Annotated in this window: 23 protein-coding genes; 1 reads left to right on the top strand and 22 read right to left on the bottom strand. The window is 62.0% G+C overall.

Annotated elements, in window-relative coordinates; translation table 11 throughout:
* Positions 1 to 12: 12 nt before the first annotated feature.
* The 20 genes from MF606_RS10040 to MF606_RS09945 form a co-directional block, all read right to left on the bottom strand.
* Complete coding sequence (locus MF606_RS10040; protein ID WP_240233663.1) at positions 13 to 843, bottom strand: biotin--[acetyl-CoA-carboxylase] ligase; 831 nt, start codon at positions 841 to 843, stop codon at positions 13 to 15.
* Positions 844 to 2295 carry an NADH-quinone oxidoreductase subunit NuoN gene (gene nuoN / locus MF606_RS10035; RefSeq protein WP_240233662.1) on the bottom strand — a complete coding sequence of 484 codons (1452 nt, stop codon included), beginning with the start codon at positions 2293 to 2295 and terminating at the stop codon, positions 844 to 846. It abuts the gene before it with no gap.
* 4 nt (positions 2296 to 2299) lie between these two features.
* The gene (locus MF606_RS10030) at positions 2300 to 3874 is read right to left on the bottom strand and encodes an NADH-quinone oxidoreductase subunit M (protein WP_240233661.1); all 1575 of its coding nucleotides are present in this window, start codon (positions 3872 to 3874) and stop codon (positions 2300 to 2302) included.
* Positions 3874 to 5925, bottom strand: a complete 2052-nt coding sequence (nuoL, locus tag MF606_RS10025) for an NADH-quinone oxidoreductase subunit L (protein WP_240233660.1) — start codon at positions 5923 to 5925, stop codon at positions 3874 to 3876. Before nuoL ends, MF606_RS10030 begins: the two co-directional genes overlap by 1 nt.
* Positions 5926 to 5936: 11 nt before the next feature.
* On the bottom strand, positions 5937 to 6245 hold the full coding sequence (nuoK, locus tag MF606_RS10020; RefSeq protein ID WP_240233826.1) for an NADH-quinone oxidoreductase subunit NuoK: 309 nt from the start codon (positions 6243 to 6245) through the stop codon (positions 5937 to 5939).
* Between the two features lie 15 nt (positions 6246 to 6260).
* Entirely contained in the window at positions 6261 to 6869 is a 609-nt protein-coding gene (locus MF606_RS10015) for an NADH-quinone oxidoreductase subunit J (protein ID WP_240233659.1), read from the bottom strand.
* A gap of 11 nt (positions 6870 to 6880) precedes the next feature.
* Complete coding sequence (gene nuoI, locus MF606_RS10010; RefSeq protein ID WP_420842250.1) at positions 6881 to 7369, bottom strand: NADH-quinone oxidoreductase subunit NuoI; 489 nt, start codon at positions 7367 to 7369, stop codon at positions 6881 to 6883.
* Complete coding sequence (nuoH, locus tag MF606_RS10005; protein ID WP_240233658.1) at positions 7369 to 8466, bottom strand: NADH-quinone oxidoreductase subunit NuoH; 1098 nt, start codon at positions 8464 to 8466, stop codon at positions 7369 to 7371. The genes nuoI and nuoH overlap by 1 nt, the downstream gene beginning before the upstream one ends.
* A gap of 9 nt (positions 8467 to 8475) precedes the next feature.
* Positions 8476 to 10578 (bottom strand): NADH-quinone oxidoreductase subunit NuoG, encoded by a 2103-nt coding sequence (nuoG, locus tag MF606_RS10000; RefSeq protein ID WP_240233657.1) that lies wholly within the window; start codon positions 10576 to 10578, stop codon positions 8476 to 8478.
* A gap of 5 nt (positions 10579 to 10583) precedes the next feature.
* Positions 10584 to 11891, bottom strand: coding sequence for an NADH-quinone oxidoreductase subunit NuoF (nuoF, locus tag MF606_RS09995; protein WP_240233656.1), 1308 nt, complete (start codon positions 11889 to 11891; stop codon positions 10584 to 10586).
* A gap of 9 nt (positions 11892 to 11900) precedes the next feature.
* Positions 11901 to 13211 (bottom strand): NADH-quinone oxidoreductase subunit NuoE, encoded by a 1311-nt coding sequence (nuoE, locus tag MF606_RS09990; RefSeq protein WP_240233655.1) that lies wholly within the window; start codon positions 13209 to 13211, stop codon positions 11901 to 11903.
* Positions 13211 to 14407: an NADH-quinone oxidoreductase subunit D gene (locus MF606_RS09985; RefSeq protein ID WP_240233654.1), complete on the bottom strand. Its 1197-nt coding sequence runs from the start codon at positions 14405 to 14407 to the stop codon at positions 13211 to 13213. The genes nuoE and MF606_RS09985 overlap by 1 nt, the downstream gene beginning before the upstream one ends.
* The gene (locus tag MF606_RS09980; RefSeq protein WP_240233653.1) at positions 14404 to 15021 is read right to left on the bottom strand and encodes an NADH-quinone oxidoreductase subunit C; all 618 of its coding nucleotides are present in this window, start codon (positions 15019 to 15021) and stop codon (positions 14404 to 14406) included. The genes MF606_RS09985 and MF606_RS09980 overlap by 4 nt, the downstream gene beginning before the upstream one ends.
* Before the next feature lie 12 nt (positions 15022 to 15033).
* A complete protein-coding gene (locus MF606_RS09975) occupies positions 15034 to 15615 on the bottom strand; it encodes a NuoB/complex I 20 kDa subunit family protein (RefSeq protein WP_240233652.1) in 582 nt (193 codons plus the stop codon).
* The gene (locus MF606_RS09970) at positions 15606 to 15971 is read right to left on the bottom strand and encodes an NADH-quinone oxidoreductase subunit A (protein WP_240233651.1); all 366 of its coding nucleotides are present in this window, start codon (positions 15969 to 15971) and stop codon (positions 15606 to 15608) included. Before MF606_RS09970 ends, MF606_RS09975 begins: the two co-directional genes overlap by 10 nt.
* A 343-nt stretch (positions 15972 to 16314) precedes the next feature.
* Positions 16315 to 16881, bottom strand: coding sequence for an outer membrane protein (locus tag MF606_RS09965; protein ID WP_240233650.1), 567 nt, complete (start codon positions 16879 to 16881; stop codon positions 16315 to 16317).
* A 249-nt stretch (positions 16882 to 17130) separates the two neighbouring features.
* Complete coding sequence (locus MF606_RS09960) at positions 17131 to 17700, bottom strand: outer membrane protein (RefSeq protein ID WP_240233649.1); 570 nt, start codon at positions 17698 to 17700, stop codon at positions 17131 to 17133.
* Positions 17701 to 18012: 312 nt separating this feature from the next.
* Entirely contained in the window at positions 18013 to 18561 is a 549-nt protein-coding gene (locus MF606_RS09955; protein ID WP_240233648.1) for an outer membrane protein, read from the bottom strand.
* Between the two features lie 196 nt (positions 18562 to 18757).
* Positions 18758 to 19486 (bottom strand): peptide-methionine (S)-S-oxide reductase MsrA, encoded by a 729-nt coding sequence (gene msrA / locus MF606_RS09950; protein WP_240233647.1) that lies wholly within the window; start codon positions 19484 to 19486, stop codon positions 18758 to 18760.
* A gap of 113 nt (positions 19487 to 19599) precedes the next feature.
* Complete coding sequence (locus tag MF606_RS09945) at positions 19600 to 20142, bottom strand: flavin reductase family protein (RefSeq protein WP_420842249.1); 543 nt, start codon at positions 20140 to 20142, stop codon at positions 19600 to 19602.
* Between the two features lie 330 nt (positions 20143 to 20472).
* On the opposite strand from MF606_RS09945, the gene MF606_RS09940 reads away from it, so the two are divergent.
* Positions 20473 to 21027: a DUF1697 domain-containing protein gene (locus MF606_RS09940; RefSeq protein ID WP_240233646.1), complete on the top strand. Its 555-nt coding sequence runs from the start codon at positions 20473 to 20475 to the stop codon at positions 21025 to 21027.
* 31 nt (positions 21028 to 21058) lie between these two features.
* Here the strand turns inward: MF606_RS09940 and MF606_RS09935 are convergent, their stop codons facing one another.
* Entirely contained in the window at positions 21059 to 22588 is a 1530-nt protein-coding gene (locus MF606_RS09935) for a tripartite tricarboxylate transporter permease (protein ID WP_240233645.1), read from the bottom strand.
* Positions 22588 to 23028, bottom strand: a complete 441-nt coding sequence (locus tag MF606_RS09930) for a tripartite tricarboxylate transporter TctB family protein (RefSeq protein ID WP_240233644.1) — start codon at positions 23026 to 23028, stop codon at positions 22588 to 22590. The genes MF606_RS09935 and MF606_RS09930 overlap by 1 nt, the downstream gene beginning before the upstream one ends.
* Positions 23029 to 23036: the final 8 nt, after the last annotated feature.

The following is a 23036-nucleotide window of genomic DNA, read 5'->3' as shown; positions in this document are numbered from 1 at the left end:
CAACTATTGTGGTCAGCTTCGGGCGCTGGCCGTTGCCCCAAAATGTACATCGCCCGCCGTGATAGCGATGCGACGGTCGTCTTCGGCGCGGACGATCAATCGTCCGGCGTCGTCGATGGTTTCAAAGATGCCGCGCAGAACATCTCCGTTCTGGTTGACCGCGACGGGTGCGCCTATGCCTGCTGCCGAAGCGCGCCAGCGTTGCAGCACCGCGCTGATGCCACGGCCCTCGTCCCACAGGCCAAACACATCCACCCAGGCGTCGCTCAGGGCCTCGAAGACGTCAGCGGCACTGCGGGTGACGCCCAACTGGGCCAGGCTTGTCGCCGGATAGGGTAGATCGGTCGGCGCAGCAACGATGTTGACGCCAATGCCGATGGCAACGGCATGGCGCCCGTCGTCGCGCTTGGTCGCCTCAAGGCCAATGCCAACCAGTTTGGCGCCGTCGGCGAGCACGTCATTAGGCCATTTCAGCGCCACGCGGCTTCTGCCATCCAGGCCATCCGCGCCGTCGAGACCGATTTTGACAGTTCCGGGAGGCAGGATCGTATCGAGTGCCGTACCAATGGCGACACCAGCCACGAAGCCAAGCGTTGCCGCTAGTGCAGGCTCGGCCTCTGGCACAATCAACAGCGTTGCTGCCAGGTTGCCCGGCGTATGAAGCCAAACCCTGCCCCGCCGGCCGCGGCCCGCGGTTTGCTCGGTGGCGACGAACCAGATGCCGCCGGGATCGCCCGACGCTCCGGCAGCGACTGCCTCCGTCGTGGTCGACCCGATCGTGTCATAGGCGCGCAGCCGGTATCCGGCCGCGCGCGCCTTGGGTCCGAGCGAGAAGCCCGTCACCTAGAACAGGCTTCCTGCGGCATTATGGGCGAAGCTCGCAAGCGGGCTGCCGACCGTGAAGTAGTAGGTCACGACGAGAAAGCCGCTGACGCCCATGATGATGTTGAGCTCGGCCGGTACGGTCTCGAACTTGCGAACCGGTTCGTCGAAATACATCACCTTGACCACGCGCAGGTAGTAGAAGGCGCTCACTGCGGAAGCCAGAACGCCGATCACAGCCAGCACATAGAGCTGCGCGTCGATGGCGGCCAGGAAGGCGTGCCACTTGGCGAAGAACCCAGCGAGCGGCGGCATGCCGATCAGCGAGAACATGATGATCGCCATGATGGCGGCCACGAAAGGCCGGTCCTGCGCTGCTCCGGCGAGGTCGTCGATGTTCTCGACGTAGCCGGCATCCGTCCGGAGGGACAGGATGCAAGCAAAGAGGCCGACGGTCATAGCGACATAGATCGCCATATAGATCGCCACGCCCTCGACGCCAACCTGCGTACCCGACGACAGGCCCACCAGCGCGAAGCCGACGTGACCGATCGACGAATAGGCGATCAGTCGCTTGATCGACTTCTGGCCGATGGCGGCGAACGCAGCCAGCACCATGGAGGCGATGGAGAGGAAGATGACGATCTGCTGCCAGTCGTTGCTGATGCCCTGGAACGTATCCATCACCAACCGCACCATCAGCGTCATCGCCGCGACCTTGGGGGCCGTGGCGAAGAAGGCAGTAACCGGGGTCGGCGCGCCTTCGTAAACGTCGGGCGTCCACATGTGGAACGGTACGGCCGAAATCTTGAAGGCAATGCCGGCCAGCAGGAACACCACGCCGAAGATCAGCCCGATCGAGCGACCTTCGCTGGCGATGGCCAAGACGATTTCCTGCAGATTGGTGTGGCCAGTGAAGCCATAGATCAGCGAAGCGCCGTAGAGCAGCATGCCGGAGCTGAGCGCGCCGAGCACGAAGTACTTGAGGCCTGCTTCGGTCGCCTTGCTGTCATCGCGCTTGATGGCGGCGAGCACGTAGAGCGACAGCGACTGCAGTTCGAGGCCGACATAGAGGCTCATGAGGTCGTTAGCCGACACCATGGCCATCATGCCGAGCGTCGCCAGCAGAACCAGGATGGCATATTCGAACTTGTGCGTGCCGTTCTCTTCGGCGCGCGGCAGGGCCAGCAGCAGCGAGAATGCCGAGCCGCCCAGCACCAGCACCTTCATGTAGCGAGCGAAGCTGTCGGCGATGTAGACACCGTTGAACAGCACACCCTCGGACGGTGCGAACAGAATAATGGCGCCAACAACCAGAAGCAGCAGCACAGCACCATAGGAGACGAGGAGCGAGCGCTCCTTGTTGATCACCACGCCGACGAGGAGCAGCACGATGGCGCCGACGGCCAGCAGCATTTCCGGATAGGCGGGAGCCAGGCTCGCGAAATCGGTAACGTCTGAGTTCACGGGCATTCTCCTAGTGGGACGCCGCTGGGGCGGCCGGCTCTTCAGCCGTCGCTTCGCCTTCCGGCGCGGCGACGGCTTCGCCCAGCAGCGGATTCGGCGCATTCAGGTCGATACCGACCGAGGCCGAATAGTGGGCAACCAGATTGTCAACGGCGGCTGCTGTCGTATCGAGGATCGGCGCGGGGTAGAACCCGAACACGATCGTCAGCACGATCAGCGGATAGAGGATGATCTTTTCACGCAGGTCGAGATCGAGGATGCCCTTGAGGCCTTCCTTGGTCAGCGCACCAAAGATCACGCGGCGATAGGCCCACAGCGCATAGCCGGCCGAGAAGATCACGCCGAAGGCCGCACCGAACGCTACCCAGGTATTGACCTGGAACACGCCAATCATGGTGAGGAACTCGCCGACGAAACCCGATGTGCCTGGTAAGCCGACATTGGCCATGGTGAACACCATGAAGGCGAAGGCATAGCGCGGCATGCGCTCGACCAGACCGCCATAGGCCGCGATCTCGCGGGTGTGCATGCGGTCATAGATGACGCCGACGCAGAGGAACAGCGCGCCGGACACGATGCCGTGCGAGATCATCTGGAACATGGCGCCCTGGATGCCCAGGGCATTGCCCGCGAAGATACCCATGGTCACAAAGCCCATGTGCGCGACGGACGAATAGGCGATCAGCTTCTTGATGTCGGTCTGCACCAGCGCGACCAGAGAGGTCACGATGATGGCAGCGACGGAGAGGAAGAAGATGATGTTGGCGAATTGCAGCGAGGCATCGGGGAACATCGGCAGGCTGAAGCGCAGGAAGCCGTAGCCGCCGAGCTTGAGCAGGATGGCGGCCAGGATCACCGAGCCGGCGGTCGGCGCCTGCACGTGCGCTTCCGGCAGCCAGCGATGGAACGGCCACATCGGCATCTTGACGGCGAGCGAGGCGAAGAACGCCCACCACAGCCAGGGCTGCCAATCCTTGGGGAAGTCGTGGGTCAGGAGCTTGGAAATGTCGGTGGTGCCGCCATTCCAGTACATGGCCATGATGGCCAGCAGCATCAGCACCGAGCCGACGAAGGTATAGAAGAAGAACTTATAGCTGGCCTGGATACGAGCCGAGCCGCCCCAGATGCCGATGATGAGGAACATCGGCAGCAGCGTGCCTTCGAAGAAGACATAGAACATCGCCAGATCGAGCGTGGTGAACACGCCGATCATCAGGGTTTCGAGGATCAGGAATACGATCATGTATTCCTTGACCTTGGTGTCGACGCTCTCCCAACTCGCAAGGATCGCAAAGGGCATCAGCAGCGCCGTCAGCACCACGAACAGCACCGAGATGCCATCGACGCCGACGCGGTAGCCGATGGTGTCGCCGATCCAGGCATAGTTCACCACGAACTGGAAGCCGGCATTATCAGGATCGAATGCCTGCCACATGGCGAGTGACAGCGCGAAGGTGACGAGCGTGACGATCAGCGCAATCCAGCGGATGGCGTTGAGCGAGGTCTTGGGCGTGAACAGCAGCACCGCGGCCCCCAGGACGGGCAGCCAGGTGAGGACCGTAAGGATGGTATTGGCGAAGGTCATCAGATCAGTCCCCCGGCCGCGATGGCCCAGGTCAACAGCGCCGCGATGCCGATCAGCATGGCGAAGGCATAGTGATAGAGATAGCCGGACTGCAGCTTGGTGACCCAGGCTGTTACGGCCTGAACACGGCGGCCGAGGCCCTCGGCGATCTTGTCGTCGATCAGCCAGTCATCGAAGCCCTTCCAGAAGGCGCGCCCGATCCACAAAGCCGGCTTGACGAAGATGCGGTCGTAGAGCTCGTCGAAGTACCACTTGTTGAGCAGGAACTGGTAGAGGCCAGGATTCTGCTCGGCGAGGCGCTTCGGGGTCTCCGGCGCACGAATGTACATGTACCAGGCCGTGATGAAACCAAGAACCATGGCCACCGTGGCGCTCCATTTGACCCAGGTCGGGACGTGGTGCGCGGCCTCGATGATTTCGTGGTCGACCACGAGCGCACCGGCGAAGAAGTGTTCGATGTGCTCCACGTCGTGGAACAACATGCTGTAGAACACCGCGCCGGCGATCACCGCGCCAACGGCGAGCACATAGAGCGGCACCAGCATGACGTTGGGCGCTTCATGGGCGTGGTCATAGGCCGAACCATGGTGGTCGTCGTGACCATGGTCGTCATGCGCGTGAGCTGCGTGATCATCATGGCCGTGACCGGCCGAGCGCGGTGCGCCGTGGAAGGTCAGGTGGATCAGGCGCCACGAGTAGAAGCTCGTGAACAAAGCTGCGACCACCAGCATCCAGAAGGCGAACATGCCGGTATTGCCGCCGACGGCATACGCTGCCTCGATGATCGAGTCCTTGGAGAAGAACCCGGCAAAGCCGAGGAATTGCGAGCCCGGAATACCGACACCGGTCAGTGCCAGCGTGCCGATCAGCATCATGGCATAGGTGATCGGGATCTTCTTGCGCAGGCCGCCCATGTTCCGCATGTCCTGCTCATGGTGCATGGCGTGGATAACCGCGCCGGCGCCCAGGAACAGCAGAGCCTTGAAGAAGGCGTGGGTGAACAGGTGGAAAATGCCGGCCGAGTAGGCCCCTGCCCCCAGCGCCACGAACATGTAGCCGAGCTGCGAACAGGTCGAATAGGCGATGACGCGCTTGATGTCGTTCTGCACCAGGCCAACGGTCGCCGCGAAGAAGGCGGTGATGGCGCCGATGATCAGCACGACCGTCATGGCAGTGGGAGATGCCTCGAACAGCGGCGACAGCCGAGCGACCATGAAGACGCCGGCGGTGACCATGGTGGCGGCATGGATGAGCGCCGACACGGGGGTCGGGCCTTCCATGGCGTCCGGCAACCAGGTGTGCAGCAGGAACTGCGCTGACTTACCCATGGCGCCCATGAAGAGCAGCAAGCAAACCACCGTCATCGCATCGAGGTCCCAGGCGAGGAACCGCATAGTGACACCCGCCACGTCGGGCACTGCCTCGAACGCACCGTCGAAGGTGATCTGACCGAGCAGCATGAAGGCGCCGAAAATACCCAGTGCGAAGCCGAAGTCGCCGACACGGTTGACGATGAAAGCCTTCATCGCGGCCGCCGTTGCGGACGGCTTGGTGTACCAGAAGCCGATCAGCAGGTACGAAGCGAGGCCCACGCCTTCCCAGCCGAAGAACATCTGCAGGAAGTTATCGGCCGTCACCAGCATCAGCATGGCGAAGGTGAACAGCGAGAGATAGGCGAAGAAGCGGTTCCGATGCGGATCGTCGGCCATGTAGCCGATCGAGTAGACGTGCACGAGCGCGGACACGGTATTGACCACGACCAGCATGATCGCGGTCAGCGTATCGACGCGCAGGACCCAGCGCAGATCCATGTCGCCGACCTGGATCCAGCGCATGATCTCGACCTTGAGCACGGCGGTATGGCCGACGATTTCAGCGCCAGCCAACCCGCCGCCAAAGGCGACTGGAATGAAGACGACCCAGCTTAGCACCGCTGCGATCAGCAGCAGGCCAGTGGTAATATACTCACTGGGCCGGTGGCCGATGGTGCGGCCCAGCAAACCGGCGATCAACGCGCCGATGAGGGGTAGGAAAACAATCGCTTGAATCATAGCGGTGGTTCTTAGCCCTTCATCATGTTGACGTCTTCAACCGCGATCGAGCCGCGGTTGCGGTAGAAAGTAACCAGGATCGCCAGGCCGATGGCGGCCTCGGCGGCAGCCACGGTCAGGATCAGCAGCGCGAAGACCTGCCCCTGCAGATCGTTGAGCTGGGCGGAGAACGCCACGAAGTTCAGATTGACCGCGAGAAGGATCAATTCCACCGACATCAGGATGACGATGATATTCTTGCGGTTGAGGAAAATACCGAACACGCCAAGCGTGAACAGGATTGCCGCTACGGTCAGGTAGTGACCGAGCCCGATACCCAAGCCCATATTTGCCTCCTACAATCCTTGACCGCTTTTGACTTTGACGACTTCCAGCGTTTCGGAAACCTTTCGACCCACCTGCGCGACAGGATCCTGCCGCTTGACGTTCGGCTTATGGCGCAGCGTCAGCACGATGGCGCCGATCATGGCCACCAGCAGTACGGCGCCGGCACCCTGGAACAGGTAGACGTAGCGGGTGTAGAGCGCCAGGCCGAGAGCCGTGGTGTTGTCCACTGCTCCATCGATCGGCAGCGCGGACGCGCCCGCGATTTCCGGCGAAACCACGAAGCTGCCTGCGACCAGCAGCAGCTCAAGCAGCAGCACGAGGCCAACCACCACGCCAATCGGCGCGTATTGCAGCATGCCCGTTCGCAGCGAGGCAAAGTCGACGTCCAGCATCATGACGACGAACAGGAACAGCACGGCGACGGCGCCGACATAGACCACGATCAGGATCAGCGCGAGGAACTCGGCTCCGGCCAGCATGAACAGGCCCGCGGCGTTGAAAAACACCAGGATCAGGAACAGCACGGCGTGCACCGGATTGCGCGCCGACACGACCATGACGGCCGAGGCAATCGCAACTGCCGAAAACAGGTAGAAGAAGAACAGCGGTAGGGTCATGCTCTTCCCTCTTAGCGATACGGAGCGTCGGCAGCGAGGTTGGCAGCGATTTCACGCTCCCAGCGATCACCGTTGTCGAGGAGCTTTTCCTTGGAGAAGTAGAGCTCTTCGCGCGTTTCGGTGGCGAATTCGAAGTTCGGGCCTTCCACGATTGCGTCGACGGGGCAAGCCTCCTGGCAGAAGCCGCAATAGATGCACTTCACCATGTCGATGTCGTAGCGCACCGTACGGCGCGTGCCGTCGTTCTGGCGCGGGCCGGCCTCGATGGTGATGGCCTGGGCCGGGCAGATGGCTTCGCACAGCTTGCAGGCAATGCAGCGCTCTTCGCCATTGGGATAACGGCGCAGGGCATGCTCGCCACGGAAGCGCGGGCTCACGTGCCCCTTTTCGAAGGGGTAGTTGATGGTCGGTTTTGGCGAGAAGAAATAGCGCATTGCCAGGAAAAACGTCGAAACGAATTCCCGCAGCAGCAGCGTGTTGACGAATTGGGCGGCGCGCATCAGGCAACCCCTCCGTGCCAGCCCCAGCCGGTGAGCTGAAGAATGAAAGCAAGAACGATGACGCAGAGCAGCGACAGCGGCAGGAACACCTTCCAGCCAATGCGCATGAGCTGATCATAACGGTAACGCGGCACAATCGCCTTCGCCATGGCGAAGAAGAAGAACATGAAGCTCACCTTGAGGAAGAACCAGATGAGCCCTGGAATCCAGGTGAACGGTGCCACGTCGATCGGACTGGTCCAGCCGCCGAGAAACAGCACGGTGGCCATGGCACACATCAGCAGGATCGAGATGTATTCGCCCAGCATGAACAACAGATACGGCGTCGAGGAATACTCGGTCATGAAACCGGCGACGAGTTCGGATTCACCTTCCGCCAAATCGAATGGCGGGCGGTTGGTTTCGGCCAGGGCCGAAACGTAGAACACCACGAACATCGGGAAGAGCGGCAGCCAGAACCAGTTGAGGAAGGTCAGCTGCGGCAGGCCGATCATATGGGCCAGGCCCATTTCATACTGCGCTTTGACGATATCATTGAGGTTCAGCGAGCCGACGCAGAGCAGCACGGTGATGATGACGAGGCCGATCGAGACTTCGTAGGACACCATCTGCGCGGCAGAGCGGAGCGAGCCAAGGAACGGATATTTCGAGTTGGAGGCCCAGCCGCCAATGATCACGCCATAGACGCCCAGCGAGGAAATGCCGAGGATGTAGAGGATGCCGATATTGAGGTCGGCCATGGCCCAGCCGTCGTTCACAGGAACCACGGCCCAGCCGGCCAGAGCCAGCGTTGCGGTTAGCAGCGGCGCGAAGATGAACAGCACCTTGTCGGCGCCGGCCGGGATCACGGCTTCCTTGAGCGCGAACTTCAGCAGATCGGCGAAGCTCTGCAGCAGGCCGAACGGGCCAACCACGTTGGGACCGCGGCGCAGTTGCACGGCAGCCCAGATCTTGCGGTCACCCAGGAGGATGAACGCGGTGAAGATCAGCAGGCCAACCAGCAGCGCCAGGGCCTTGTAGACAAAACCGATCTGCACGCCCCATCCGAGGAAGGGGATGCCGAGCAGGTAGTCCAGAGCGGAGAGAATAAAGTCCATAATGCTCCCCTACTCCGCTGCCTGCCGCAAACCAGCGGCAGTGGCGGCGCATTCACCCATCACGGCCGAGGCACGCGCGATCGGATTGCTGAGATAGAACTCGGCAACGGCCGAACCGAACGGTGCCGACTTGGTCTTGATGGCGGCCTTGGCCAGCTTGGCGATGTCGCCGACCGAACCGGCCGCGATCTGGTCGATGCGGGCCAGATGCGGGAATTCGGCGTAGATGGCGGCACGCAACTGGGACAGCGAATTGAACGGCAGCGGCTTGCCCATGGCGCCCGAGAGCGCCCGGATGATGGCCCAGTCTTCCTTGGCCTCGCCCGGCGGGAACACCGCGCGGCTCGTGACCTGCACGCGGCCCTCGGTGTTGACATAGGTGCCGGACTTTTCCGTGTAGGTCGCCGCCGGCAGGATTACGTCGGCACGATGTGCGCCGGCATCGCCGTGGCTGCCGATATAGACCACAAAGGCCTTGCCCATGGCAGAGGTGTCGTATTCGTCGGCGCCGAGCAGGAACAGAACGTCGAGCTCGCCCTTGCCGGCGAGAGCAATCTGGTCAGCCGAGCAGACGCCGCCGTCATGCGGCACAAAGCCGATGTCGATACCGCCAACGCGGCTGGCGGCATTGTGCAGCAGTGCGAAGCCATTCCAACCCTCGGCAACATTAGCGCCGGTGGCCAGCTTGGCGGCCAGAGCGATCACGTCGCGGCCGGCCTGCTTGCCGAGCTTGGCATGCGAGACAGCACCCTCGCCGACAATGATCAGCGGGTTCTTGGCATTGCCGAGGATCTCGGCGAATGAGCCCTTGCCTGCGGCCAGGTCTGCCAGGGATTCAAAGCCTTCACCCAGGTAGGAATAGGTGTAGGTCAGGTCGGCCTGCTCGCCGATGACGGCAATCGGCAGACCCTTGGCGCGCCAGGTCTTGCGGATGCGCGCATTGATCAGCGACGCTTCCTTGCGCGGGTTAGCGCCGATGATCACGATGGCGTCGGCTTCTTCGATGCCCGCAATGGTGGGATTGAACAGGTAGGCCGAGCGCGGCATGGACGGGTCAATGCCGGACATAGCCGGCCGCACGTCGGTCATGCCAGAGCCGACCGAAGCCAGCAGCGCCTTGAGGGCATACATTTCCTCAACGGCGGCTAGGTCACCGGCGATGGCGCCGACCTTGTTGCCAGCCTTCTTGACGCGCGCCGCAACGGCCGAAAGGGCTTCGTCCCAGCTTGTGGGCTGCAGCTTGCCGCCCTTGCGGACATAGGGGCGGTCCAGCCGCTGGCTCTTGAGGCCATCCCAGATGAATCGGGTCTTGTCGGAAATCCACTCTTCGTTGATCGCTTCGTTGATGCGCGGCAGAATGCGCATCACTTCGCGGCCACGGCTGTCGACGCGGATGTTCGACCCAACGGCGTCCATCACGTCGATAGATTCGGTCTTGGTGAGTTCCCACGGACGGGCGTTGAAGGCGTATGGCTTGGAGGTCAGCGCGCCGACCGGGCAAAGGTCAATCACATTGCCCTGCAACTCGCTGGTCAGCGCCTGCTCCAGATACGTGGTGATCTCGGCGTCTTCGCCGCGACCCAGCAGGCCCATTTCGGCAATGCCGGCGACTTCGGTGGTGAAACGGACGCAACGCGTGCAGTGAATGCAGCGGTTCATCGAGGTCTTGACCAGCGGGCCAATGTACTTGTCCTCGACGGCGCGCTTGTTCTCGGCGAAGCGATTCTTGTCCACGCCATAGGCCATGGCCTGGTCCTGAAGATCGCACTCGCCGCCCTGATCGCAGATCGGGCAATCGAGCGGGTGGTTGATCAGCAGGAACTCCATCACGCCTTCGCGGGCCTTCTTGACCATCGGCGTGTTGGTGAACATTTCGGGCGGCTCGCCATTCGGGCCCGGACGCAAGTCCTTGACCGACATGGCGCAAGAGGCCTGGGGCTTGGGCGGACCGCCTTTGACCTCGACAAGGCACATGCGGCAATTGCCCGCGACCGAAAGGCGCTCGTGATAGCAGAAGCGCGGAATTTCAGCGCCAGCCGCCTCAGCGGCCTGCATCAGCGTGTAGTAGTCCGGAACTTCGACGAGTTGGCCGTCGACTTTGATATTTGCCATCAGCCCTACTCCGCCGCGATCGACGGCACAGCGCCGTCGGAGGTGGACGAATATGTGTACTGGTCGATCCGCTCTTCGATGACGTGACGGAAGTTGCGGATCAGGCCCTGGATCGGCCACGCGGCAGCGTCGCCGAGTGCGCAGATGGTGTGGCCTTCGATCTGCTTGGTCACTTCGAACAGCATGTCAATTTCGCGCTTCTGGGCGCGGCCCTCGACCATGCGCGCCATGACACGCATCATCCAGCCGGTACCTTCGCGGCACGGCGTGCACTGGCCACAGCTCTCATGCTTGTAGAAAGCCGAGAGGCGCCAGATGGCCTTGATGATGTCGGTCTGCTTGTCCATGACGATCACGGCAGCCGTACCCAGCGAAGATCCGACTTCACGGAGTCCGTCGAAGTCCATCACCGCGTTGCGAATTTTCTCGCCGGGGACGCAGGGCACCGAGGCCCCGCCGGGGATCACCGCAAGCAGGTTGTCCCAACCGCCGCGAATGCCGCCGCAGTGCTTCTCGATGATTTCCTCGAAGGTAACGCCCATCGACTCTTCGAAAGTGGATGGATTATTCACGTGGCCCGACACACACATCAGCTTGGTGCCGGTGTTGTTGGCGCGCCCGATCGAGGCGAACCAGGCGCCCGAACGGCGCAGGATTTCCGGCACGACGGCGATTGACTCGACGTTGTTCACCGTGGTCGGGTTGCCGTAGACACCCATGCCAGCCGGGAACGGCGGCTTGAGGCGGGGCTGGCCCTTCTTGCCTTCGAGCGATTCCATCAGCGCAGTTTCTTCACCGCAGATGTAAGCGCCGGCGCCGTGATGGACGATGATATCCAGGTCCCAGCCATGGATATTGTCCTTGCCGATCAGCTTGGCCTCGTAGGCCTCTTCGACCGCGCGCTCCAAATGCTGGCGCTCGCGGATGAATTCGCCGCGAACGTAGATAAAGGCTAGATGCGCGTCCATGGCGCGGGCAGCCAGCAGGCAGCCCTCGACCAGATGGTGCGGATCGTGCCGCAGAATTTCGCGGTCCTTGCAGGTGCCGGGCTCGGATTCGTCGGCGTTGACAAGCAGGTAATGCGGGCGGCCGTCATTGACCTTGGGCATGAAGGTCCATTTGAGCGCGGTCGGGAACCCTGCCCCGCCGCGGCCGCGCAGACCCGAGGCCTTGACCTCGTTGGTGATCCAGTCGCGGCCGGAGTCGATGAACTCCTTGGTGCCGACCCAGGCGCCGCGTTCGCGCGCGCCAGCCAGCGTCCAGTCGTGACGACCGTAGAGATTGGTGAAAATGCGGTCTTTATCAGCGAGCATCGTTCACTCCTACCGCGGCTTCTTGCCGAAGACGCGGACATATTCGGCCTCGCCACCCTTGGCGAGTGCGGCGGCCTGTGCGAGCCAGTTGTCGCGGGCGACACGGCCCTTGAAGCTCAGCGAGTCTTCCACCTTGGCGATATCGTCGGCGCTAAACGCCGCGACCTGGCTCCACTTGGTGATGCCCAGGGCATTGAGGCGCCCCTCGAGCACCGGACCAACGCCGGAGATCAGCTTGAGATCGTCGGCGGCGCCGGCGGGCGCGCTGAACAGCGGCGCTGAGCCGCCCTTCTCTGCGACCGGGTTTACCTCGGCCGGGTTGGCCCGGGGTGCGATGATCGTCCGGGTCTTCTTGGTCCCAGCTGCCGCTGCGCCATCGGCGGGAGCGTCGGCCTTGGCCTTACCCGATGCCTTGCCGCCATCAACCTTGGCAGCCTTCGACTCGGCTCCAACCGCGTCTTCGCGCATCGCCTTGTTGGGCTTGCCATTGGCCTTGGCGGAGGCGTTCGCGGCCTTACGTTCGCCTTCTGCTTTGGCCTCGGAGACCTTGGCCTCCTTGGGCGTGCCCTTGATTGCCGGGGCGGACTCTGCGCTCACATCCTTCGGCTTTGCGGCCGTGGTCGGCGCCTGCGGAGCGGCTGCAGCCGGTGCCGCCGCTGCAGCTTCCGGCGGCGGAGCCGGCGGAACGAACTTCGTGCGCTTGGCGGAGGGCTTTTCGAGCAGCGTCGTCGGGCCCGCCGCGGCAGCGGAGTAGACGCGGTCGATCTGCGGGCCCGGCTTGATCGTATCACCCTTGCCGGCGGCAAAGGCATCGACGATCTCTTCGAAGCGTTCTGGCGTCAGGTCTTCGTAGGTGTCGTGATAGATCGTCACCATCGGCGCGTTGACGCAGGCGCCGGCACATTCGACCTCTTCCCAGCTCATAGTGCCATCGGCATTGAGGTGGTGCGGGTCGTGGTGGATCTTGGACTTGCAGATATCGATGAGCGCTTCGGCGCCGCGCAACTGGCACGGCGTGGTCCCGCACACCTGGATATGGGCGCGGCTGCCGACAGGCTGCAACTGAAACTGCGTGTAGAACGTCGCGACTTCCAGCACGCGAATATAGGCCATGCCAAGCATATCAGCGATCGTTTCGATCGTGGCGCGGCTGACCCAGCCGTCCTGATCCTGGGCGCGCATAAGCAGCGGAATCACAGCCGATTGCTGACGTCCGGCCGGGTAAAGCCCGATCTTCCATTCCGCCCACTTGGCGTTTTCAGCGGTAAAGGCGAACGCGGCCGGTTGAACCGACTCGTCCGCAAGGCGACGCGCAACCATTAGCGATCAACCTCTCCGAACACGATATCGAGCGAGCCAAGAATGGCCGAGACGTCGGCCAGCATGTGGCCGCGACACAGGAAATCCATGGCCGACAAATGTGCGAAACCCGGCGCGCGGATCTTGCAGCGATACGGCTTGTTGGTGCCGTCGCTGACCAGATAGACGCCGAATTCGCCCTTGGGTGCTTCCACAGCGGCGTAAACTTCGCCGGCCGGAACCTTGTAGCCCTCGGTGTAGAGCTTGAAGTGATGAATCAGGGCTTCCATCGACTTCTTCATCTCGCCGCGTTTGGGCGGAACGACCTTGCCGTCCAGCGAGGACACTGGGCCCTTGCCGTCAGCGGCATTCAGCTTGGCGACGCATTGCTGCATGATGCGGGTCGACTGGCGCATCTCTTCCATGCGGATAAGGTAGCGGTCGTAGCAGTCGCCGTTCTTGCCGATCGGAATGTCGAAATCCATCTCGGCATAGCATTCGTAGGGCTGGCTCTTGCGCAGGTCCCAGGCTGCGCCCGAACCGCGCACCATGACGCCCGAGAAACCCATGTTCCAGGCGTCTTCGAGCTTCACGACGCCGATATCGACGTTGCGCTGCTTGAAGATGCGGTTCTCGGTCAGCAGACTATCGAGATCGACCATGAACTTGAGGAAATCGGCGCAGAACACATCGATGTCGTCGACCAGCGCCTGCGGCAAATCCTGGTGGACGCCGCCGGGACGGAAATAGGTCGCGTGCATGCGTGCGCCGGAGGCGCGCTCATAGAAGATCATCAGCTTTTCGCGCCACTCGAAGCCCCAGACCGGCGGCGTCAGCGCGCCGACGTCCATGGCTTGCGTGGTGACGTTCATCAGGTGCGCGAGCAGGCGCCCGATTTCGGAATAGAGCACGCGGATGAGCTGGCCACGGCGGGGTACTTCGAGGCCCAGCAGCTTCTCGACGGCCAGGGCAAAGGCATGCTCCTGGTTCATTGGGGCCACATAGTCGAGGCGGTCGAAATAGGGCACGGCCTGCAGATAGGTCTTTGACTCGATCAGCTTCTCAGTGCCGCGATGCAGCAGGCCGATATGCGGATCGACGCGTTCGACGATTTCGCCGTCAAGCTCGAGGATCAGCCGCAGCACGCCGTGCGCTGACGGGTGGACCGGGCCGAAGTTGATGGTGAAGTTGCGGACTTCGGTTTCAGCTACGCTCATTGCTTGGCCTTCTCGTCGCCGGGCAGCACGTAATCCGTACCCTCCCACGGTGACAAATAATCGAACGACCGGAATTCCTGGGCCAGCTTCACCGGCTCATAAACCACACGCTTGCGCTCTTCGTCGTAGCGAACCTCGACGAAACCGGTGGTCGGGAAGTCCTTGCGCAGCGGATGGCCGTCGAACCCGTAGTCCGTCAGGATGCGACGCAGGTCCGGATGGCCCGAGAACAACACGCCATAGAGGTCATAAGCTTCACGCTCGAACCAGTTGGCGCCCACGAAAACGCCGGTGATCGAGGGAACCGGCGTTTCGTCGTCTGCCGAAACCTTGACGCGGACGCGTTGGTTCAGGTGCGGGCTCATGAAGTGATAGACGACGTCGAAACGCTCATCGCGTTCCGGATAGTCGACGCCACATACGTCGACGATCGAAATGAAGCGGCAGCGTGGATCATCGCGCAGGAAGGTTGCCACAGAAACGATCGATTCCCGGTCCACCGTCAGCGTCAGTTCGCCATAGGCAACCGAGCTTTCCAGAACTGCACCGCCAAGCGTGGTGGCAATGTGCTGGCCGAGGTCCTCGAGCGGATCAACCTGGATTACTTCATCCATCTTCGTGCGATCCTAACGTTCGATAGTGCCGGTGCGGCGGATTTTCTTCTGCAGCAACAGGATGCCGTAAAGAAGCGCCTCAGCGGTCGGAGGGCAGCCGGGAACATAGATGTCCACCGGCAGCACGCGGTCGCAACCACGGACCACCGAATATGAGTAGTGGTAATAGCCGCCGCCATTGGCGCAGCTACCCATCGAGATGACGTAGCGCGGCTCGGGCATCTGGTCGTAGACCTTGCGCAGCGCCGGCGCCATCTTGTTGGTCAGCGTACCCGCAACGATCAGCACGTCCGACTGGCGCGGGGACGCGCGCGGCGCGGTGCCGAAACGCTCGATGTCGTAGCGTGGCATCGACATCTGCATCATTTCGACGGCGCAGCAGGCGAGACCAGTCTGCATCCACATCAGTGAGCCCGTCCGGGCCCAGTTGATCAGCTGTGCGGCGGTCGACACCAGGAAGCCCTTGTCGGCCAGCTCGTCCGTCACATCCGTGAAGAACGGGTCAGTGGCGCCCGCTGGTTTGTTGGTCCGTGGATCGATCAGGCCAGTTGGGCGCGGCGCGACCAGGGTGCCGGTTGGTTCGCTCAATCCCATTCGAGAGCCCCTTTCCGCCATTCGTAGATAAAGCCGACGGTCAAAACGCCGAGGAAGATCATTACCGACCAGAAGCCGAACCAGCCGACTTCACGGAAAGCCACGGCCCAGGGGAAGAGAAACGCCACTTCCAGATCGAAGATGATGAACAAAATCGACACGAGGTAGAATCGGACGTCGAACTTCATGCGCGCATCGTCAAAGGCGTCGAAGCCGGCCTCGAAGGCGGAAACCTTCTCGGGGTCGGGACGCCTCACGGCGATCAGGAAAGGTGCAACCAGCAGGGCCAGCCCAATAACCGCGGCAAGGCCAATGAAGAGGACGATCGGAAGATAGTCGCTGAGCAAATCAGTCATGCGGCAGCCTGTGTTCTAGGCCGGTCGGGCGACCGGTGTCACGAGAGCAACGCAGGCAATTTGGGCGAGCGAACCAACGCGACAGTTGATGGCTTGGGCTTAGACCTTTGCCTATCGCGTTTCAAGGGAAAGAAAATATGATCAGAATAATCATATATCGGTTTGCGCGCCAGCGGCAACAGGTGTGCGCCGACGACCGAACAGACGCGAGACCATTGCGCTAATTGGCGCAATGGTAGAAGGCGAGCGAGACACAAACCAGAAACGGCGGACCGACATATGTCGATCCGCCGTTTCTGAACTCAGAGAATCACTGCCGAACGAGAACGTCCGGCTGGCGATCTTAGAAGTGGTAGAAGACGCCAACGGTTGCCTTGGCGTTCTCGAAGAAGTCGTCGCCGCCATCGAAGTCACCGAGGCCGAGCACTTCACCACGAACCGACACGGAGTCGGTCACGGCGAACTCAACGCCACCGCCGAGGGCATAGATGCCCGAGCTAGCAGCGCCCGAACGGGACGAAACGCCAACACCGCCAGCGGCATAGACGAGGACCTGGTCGGTCACGACGGCACCAACGCGAGCCAGAGCCAGGAAGAGACCGGCGTCATCGCCGTCCTGGAACACGTAGTCGCCCTGGACTTCGAGGCCGAGCAGGATCGGGTCAGCAACGATGAAGTTCACGCCGACGGCACCGCCGATCGAGAACTGGCTGGTGCCGGGCTGGAGGTTGTTCACGCCGTTACCGGAGAACACGCCACCGACGTTCACGCCAGCATAGAGGCCTTCCCAGTCGAAACCAGCAGGCTCATAAATCGCGACCGGAGTGGTCGGGACGATGAGGTCAGCGGCCTGAGCAGCGCCACCGAGAACAGCAACGGCGGTTGCGCCGAGGAGAATAGAACGAAGCATTGAAGCCCCCTTGGTTTGAAACTGCACGCCTTTTGGCTGATCCGGCGGCGCTAGCCAAGTTAAATCTTGACTGAACGTGGCCTCAATGGGCGAGCGTGACTTATTTGCGTCACCCCGCATAGCAGCCCTGCAAAAACTGCAGTGGCACCCGAAAACCAAAACGGCGAACCGGGAGGACCGGTTCGCCGAATTGGGTTTTGCAAGACGCTAGGTCGGGAGGGCGGTGACCGCCCTGCCCGATTGCAAATCTTAGAAGTGGTAGAAAACGCCGACGGTTGCCTTGGCGTTTTCGAAGAAGTCGTCGCCGCCGTCGAAGTCACCGAGGCCGAGCACTTCACCACGAACCGACACGGAGTCGGTCACGGCGAACTCAACGCCACCGCCGAGGGCATAGATGCCCGAGCTAGCAGCGCCCGAACGGGACGAAACGCCAACACCGCCAGCGGCATAGACGAGGACCTGGTCGGTCACGACGGCACCAACGCGAGCCAGAGCCAGGAAGAGACCGGCGTCATCGCCGTCCTGGAACACGTAGTCGCCCTGGACTTCCAGGCCGAGCAGGATCGGGTCAGCAACGATAAAGTTCACGCCGACGGCGCCGCCGATCGAGAACTGGCTGGTGCCGGGCTGGAGGTTGTTCACGCCGTTACCGGAGAACACGCCACCGACATTCACGCCAGCATAGAGACCTTCCCAGTCGAAACCAGCAGGCTCATAGATCGCGACCGGAGTGGTCGGGATGATGAGATCGGCGGCCTGAGCACCACCAACGAGCAGCGCGGCAGCAGCCACACCGAGAGAAAGCGAACGTACAAACATATCTTGCACTCCCATAGAGTTAACCGTAGTCGAGCGATTAGATGCATCAGCCGAACGCGCGTGACAACCCTTTGGTCGCCGAAATTGGGTGGTGCGGATAAAATTCGATGACCATTTGCGGGCAGGTGTTGCGCCAAAGCAGCGAAATTGGCCCAATTTGACACAAATGCGATCTATCGACGGCCGCAATAGGGCGACGGGGTGTCGCAATCTGCGCAGGTGTGAGTCGCTTCGTCAAGCTGGGCGGAATGCAGAAGCAGCCCCGCCATGGGCGGAGCTGCTTGCCATGCGTGAGTCGCGATCGAGGCGAAACTAGAAGTGGAAGTTGGCGCCCACCGTTACCTGATCCTTGCCGTTGCCGCCGCTGATCGGGAAGCCGTGCAGATACTGCGCTTCGACAGAGATGTTGTCGGTCACCGCGAACTCGACACCGCCACCAAGTAGGGCATCGTCTTCCTCAGGCGCCCCGAGGTCGATGCCGTAACCGCCGGCCGCATAGACCAGGACATTGTCGGTCACGACGAGGCCGGCGCGGCCCAGGATCTGGCCATAAGTGGTGTTGCCGACATTGCCGCCGGTCAAACCGTGCACGGAGACTTCCGCGCCCAAAAGGTAGAAGTCGAATTGGGCGTTCACACCGGCCTGTACGCCCAGGCCATATTGCGTGCCGCTCACGCTGCCATTCTGCGCACCGCCATAGACACCGGCATAAAAGCCATTCCAGTCGAAACCCGGTTCCTCATAGACAGGCACCTCAACCGGGGTGCTGGTGGGAACCGTAATCAGATCGGCCGCAAAGGCGGCGCCCATCGGCAGGGTGGTGGCGAGCGCCGCAAGCGCCAACTTTTTGAACAAGCTCATGGCTGTTCTCCTTGCTACTGGACCTTCGACGTTGGAAACGCCGCCGAGTTGCGCCGGTTCCGTCGAGGGTCGTGGGGCTGCGTCCATATATAGGGACAACGAAAGCAACCTACGAGTTTGCTTGTGCGGGCCTTAGCTGGCGAAAACCGGTCCTTCGGCCGGCGAAAATAGGGCATGCCCAGACGTTGCGAATGTGTCACAGCGTGCCGACTAGAACCGGCTCCTCACGATAGGCCTCGGGAAAGATGCTCTTGAGCGCCGCGATCTTGGGCAGATCATGCATGACGATGTATGGCCAGGTCGGGTTGAGCGTCAGGAAATCCTGGTGGTACTGCTCGGCCGGGTAGAAAGCCTTGAAGGGCTCGATCGTGGTTGCGATGGGGCCTTCAAACAGATCGGTTTCGTCGAGCTGGGCAATATACGCCCTGGCGGTTTCGGCCTGTTGCTCGCTCATCGGGAAGATGGTGGAGCGATACTGCGTGCCACGATCCGGGCCCTGGTAATTCAGCTGGGTCGGGTTGTGCGCCACCGAGAAGTAGATCTGCAACAGGTCGCCGTAGCTGACCACGGACGGATCGTAAGTCACCTGCACGCTCTCGGCGTGGCCGGTGGTGCCGCTGCCGGTCTGCTCGTAGGTTGCGGTCTCGGCAGCGCCGCCCGAATAGCCTGACACGGCCATGGTGACGCCCTTGACGTGCTGGAACACCCCCTGCACGCCCCAGAAGCAACCGCCGGCGAAAACCGCCGTGGCCGTTGCGCCTGTCTCAGTCAGGTCCGAGGCCGGCGCCGGAATGACCACCGGAGCCTCCTGCCCCAGCGTCGGATGACTCCACAGGCCAACGGCCAGGGCCGGTAGCAGCAGAATGCAAGCGATGGCGGCGCGCCAGGCGTGGGGGTGAGCAGCAGAAATGGCAGAACTGGACATGTTGCGAACCTTGGTTGGAGCTATCTGCCCAACAATTCGCTCAGTATGCGCTCCCGGTTACGCCGGAGCAGCCGGTTCACGCCGAAATGAACTCAGCTGCCGATGCGGCGCGCCTAGCCCCCGAGCGGCGCGCTGATGTGGCGATAGGCGCCGTGCCAATAAAGCAGCGGCTGCGCCTCCCCCCGGACGGTGATGGCCCTGACCCGACCGATCAGGATCGAATGAGAGTGACGCTCGATCGCCTCGTCCAACTCGCAATCCAGCACGGTAAGGGCGCCCGACAAGGACGGAGTGCCGGTCACCAGTTCGGACCAGTCGGCCCCGTCATAGCGGTGCACCCCCTTGATGCCCCCTCGCCCCGCAAAGCGGTCGGCTATGTGTTGCTGGTCATCGGCGAGAACATTGACGGCAAAGCTGCCATATCGCTGCAGCACCGGCCAGGATGACGAGCTGCGATTGAGGTTGACCACAACCGAGGGTGGCTCGACCGACAGTGACGATACCGACGTCGCGGTAAAGCCGGTGCGGTCATCGCCCCGCCCGACGGTGATGACGCTGACCGCGCCGGCGAGGTGGCGCATCGAATCCCTGAAGTGATGCGTATCCACGGCCAGTTCTTCCTTGGGTGCGAAACTGGCAAAATCCAGTACAGTCATTGGCTCGACCTCTCGATTCTCGGCAACGGCGATAGGGGGCGACCAACGCTGTTTTACGCCGGCAGCCACGTCAGCGCTTGCGGCTGGGCGAGCTGCGATAGAATGGCGAAAAAGCGGCTGGTTGGTCATGACGCAATAGCATCATAACCGGCGGGCGGGCGGCGAGAGCGGGCTTTGCGAATGCTCCGAAGCGTGTGACAAATTTCTATGCGGCAGGTCACCTGGTTAGAAAGAAATCCTGCAAATTCATAATGTCTATAAATTCAGTATATTTATGAGCGCCGATGGTTGCGGTCCGCCTTGCTGCGCCGCTGGAGGAGGTGAACGGCGATGACGGCATACGCAGTGCTTTTGCGGGGCATCAATGTCGGCGGTAAGAACAAGGTGCTGATGGGGGAGCTGAAGAAGCGTCTCGACGCGCACGGTTTTGACGCCGTCGCGACGTATGCTCAGAGTGGCAACGTGATTTTGCGATCGGAGCTCAGTGCCGAGGCGGTTGCAGAAAGCATCGAACAGCTGTTGCCCGCCGCATTCCAGCTGGGCAGCACCGTCGTCAAGGTCATCGCCCTGTCGCAGGCTAAGCTTCGGGCCGTTGTCGACGACCGCCCCAAGGGTTTCGGCGATCAGCCCCAGAAGTACCACAGCGATGCCATCTTCCTGATGGGGATCGACATTGACCAAGCCCTGACCGCTTTTGATCCGAGGGAGGGCGTTGACACGATCTGGCCGGGAGACGGCGTCATTTACTCGCAACGCCTTAGCGCCATGCGGACAAAGACACGCCTGAACAAGATGATGACATCGCCGCTTTACAAGTCGATGACCATACGAAGCTGGAGCACGACCCTGGGGTTGCTCGACTTCTTGGGCGAGCGCGATCGCTGACGGTCCCGCATCCGCCCTATCCTCTGCTGGGTCAGTCCGCCTCAATCGCATTCGCATTTCGCCGGCGCGCGATGCGTGGGACAATCAGCGGAACCAAGAGCACCACGATCGCCAGGGTCCACAGGGTTACCGAAATCGGGCTCCACCAGAGTACCGTGATATCGCCGCCCGAGAGCGAGAGTGAGCGCCGCAGGTTCTGCTCCAATATCTTGCCCAGCACCAGGCCCAGTATGAGGGGCGCCATCGGTACGCCTTGTCGCCGAAGCAGATAGGCGCCCACCCCGAGCGCGACCATGAGCACGAGGTCAAAGGTGGTGGACTTGCCCGAATAGACGCCGATGGCGCTAACGACGACAATGAAGGGTACGAGGAACCATGCCGGAACGGACAGTAGCCGGGCGAAAATGCCCACCAGTGGAATGTTGATGGCGAGCAGGATCACGTTGCCGATGAAAAGCGAGGCGATGAGACCCCAGACCAGTGTGGGTTGCGAGTTGAATAAGGCCGGACCCGGCGTGAGATTGTAGAGCGTCAGCACCCCCAGCATGACGGCCGTGGTGCCGGAACTGGGAATGCCGAGGGTCAGCATTGGAATGAAGTTGCTGTTCGAGGCGCTGTTGTTCGCCGCCTCCACCGAGGCCAGGCCGCGCAAATCGCCCCGGCCGAAACGGCTGTCGGCCGTGCCGCGGCGTTCGACAACGCGCTTCTCGGTGGTATAGGCCAGCGCTGAGGCAACCGTGCCGCCCGCGCCGGGCAGGATGCCAACCAGAAAGCCGATGATGGAACCGCGCAGGGTCGCCATATTGGTGAATGTCAGGTCGGCCCAACTGAACAGCGGCTTGCCCATCTGCTCGATGCGCGACGCCGCTCCGCCTCGGATGCCTTCCAGCATGATCAGCAATTCGCTGATGGCGAAGAGGCCGATCACCACCGTGGCGAACTGGACGCCGTCGACAAGATTGGGCGAGCCGAAGGTGTATCTGTAGACGCCGGAATTAGCGTCGATCCCTATGGTGGAAATGCCGAGCCCGATCATGATCGCCAGCAGCGCCTTGACGGGGCTATCGGTCAGTAGGCCGGTGAGACACGCAAAGGCAAAGACCATGAGGCCGACATATTCGGTCGGGCCGAAAGCCAGTGCCCATTTGGCCAGCAGCGGCGCGGCGATGACGATGCCGATGGTGGCAATCGCCGATCCGACAAACGAGGTCCAGGCCGAAAGCGACAGGGCGATACCTGCCCGGCCTTCGCGCGCCAGCGGATAGCCTTCGAGCGCTGTCATCACCGCTGAGGCTTCGCCGGGCACGTTGAGAAGAATGGCGCTGATGCGGCCGCCATACTCGGAGCCGATATAGATCGCCGCCATCAGGATCAGCGAGGATTCAGGTGGCAATCCCAGGGCGAAGACAACCGGCACCAGCATGGCGACGGCATTGATGGGGCCCAGGCCCGGCAACACGCCGACCATGGTTCCGATCACCGAGCCGAGCGCCGCCAGGAGCAGATTGGTTGGATTGAGCGCAACGCCAAAGCCGGTGGCGAGGTAGGATAGAGTTTCCATCAGATTATCCCCGCGAGCACGCCGGCCGGCAGCACAACGGCCAGTGCGCGCTCGAATAGAAGGTAGGAGCCCATGGCGATGGATCCGCCCGCGAGCAGCCCCTGCCACCACCGCGCACCGAAGATCGCGGCGATCGGCACCATCACCAGAGTGGTGCTGACGAGGAAGCCAAGTGGTTGAAACAGTAGCGCGTAAGCAAGAAGGCTTGCCGCGAGGGACAGCAGGGCCCGGTTCACACCGGGTCCTGCGGGAACGACCGCACCCCCGCCCCTGATCACTAGAATGGCGCCGCACAGGGCAATGATTGCGGCGGCGATAAGGGGAAAGGTCTTCGGGCCAACGGGTTCATAGGCGAACGGCGCTTCAAGACCGTAGCCAAAGGCCAGCATGATGGCCGCAAGGATCAGCGCAGCCACCCCGAGGGTGCGATCATTAGACATGTGTTCGG

This window comes from Devosia lacusdianchii (genome assembly GCF_022429625.1).
Lineage (GTDB): Bacteria > Pseudomonadota > Alphaproteobacteria > Rhizobiales > Devosiaceae > Devosia > Devosia lacusdianchii.
The sequence above is the reverse complement of the archived record's forward strand: the minus strand, read 5'-3'. Positions and strand labels throughout refer to the sequence as shown.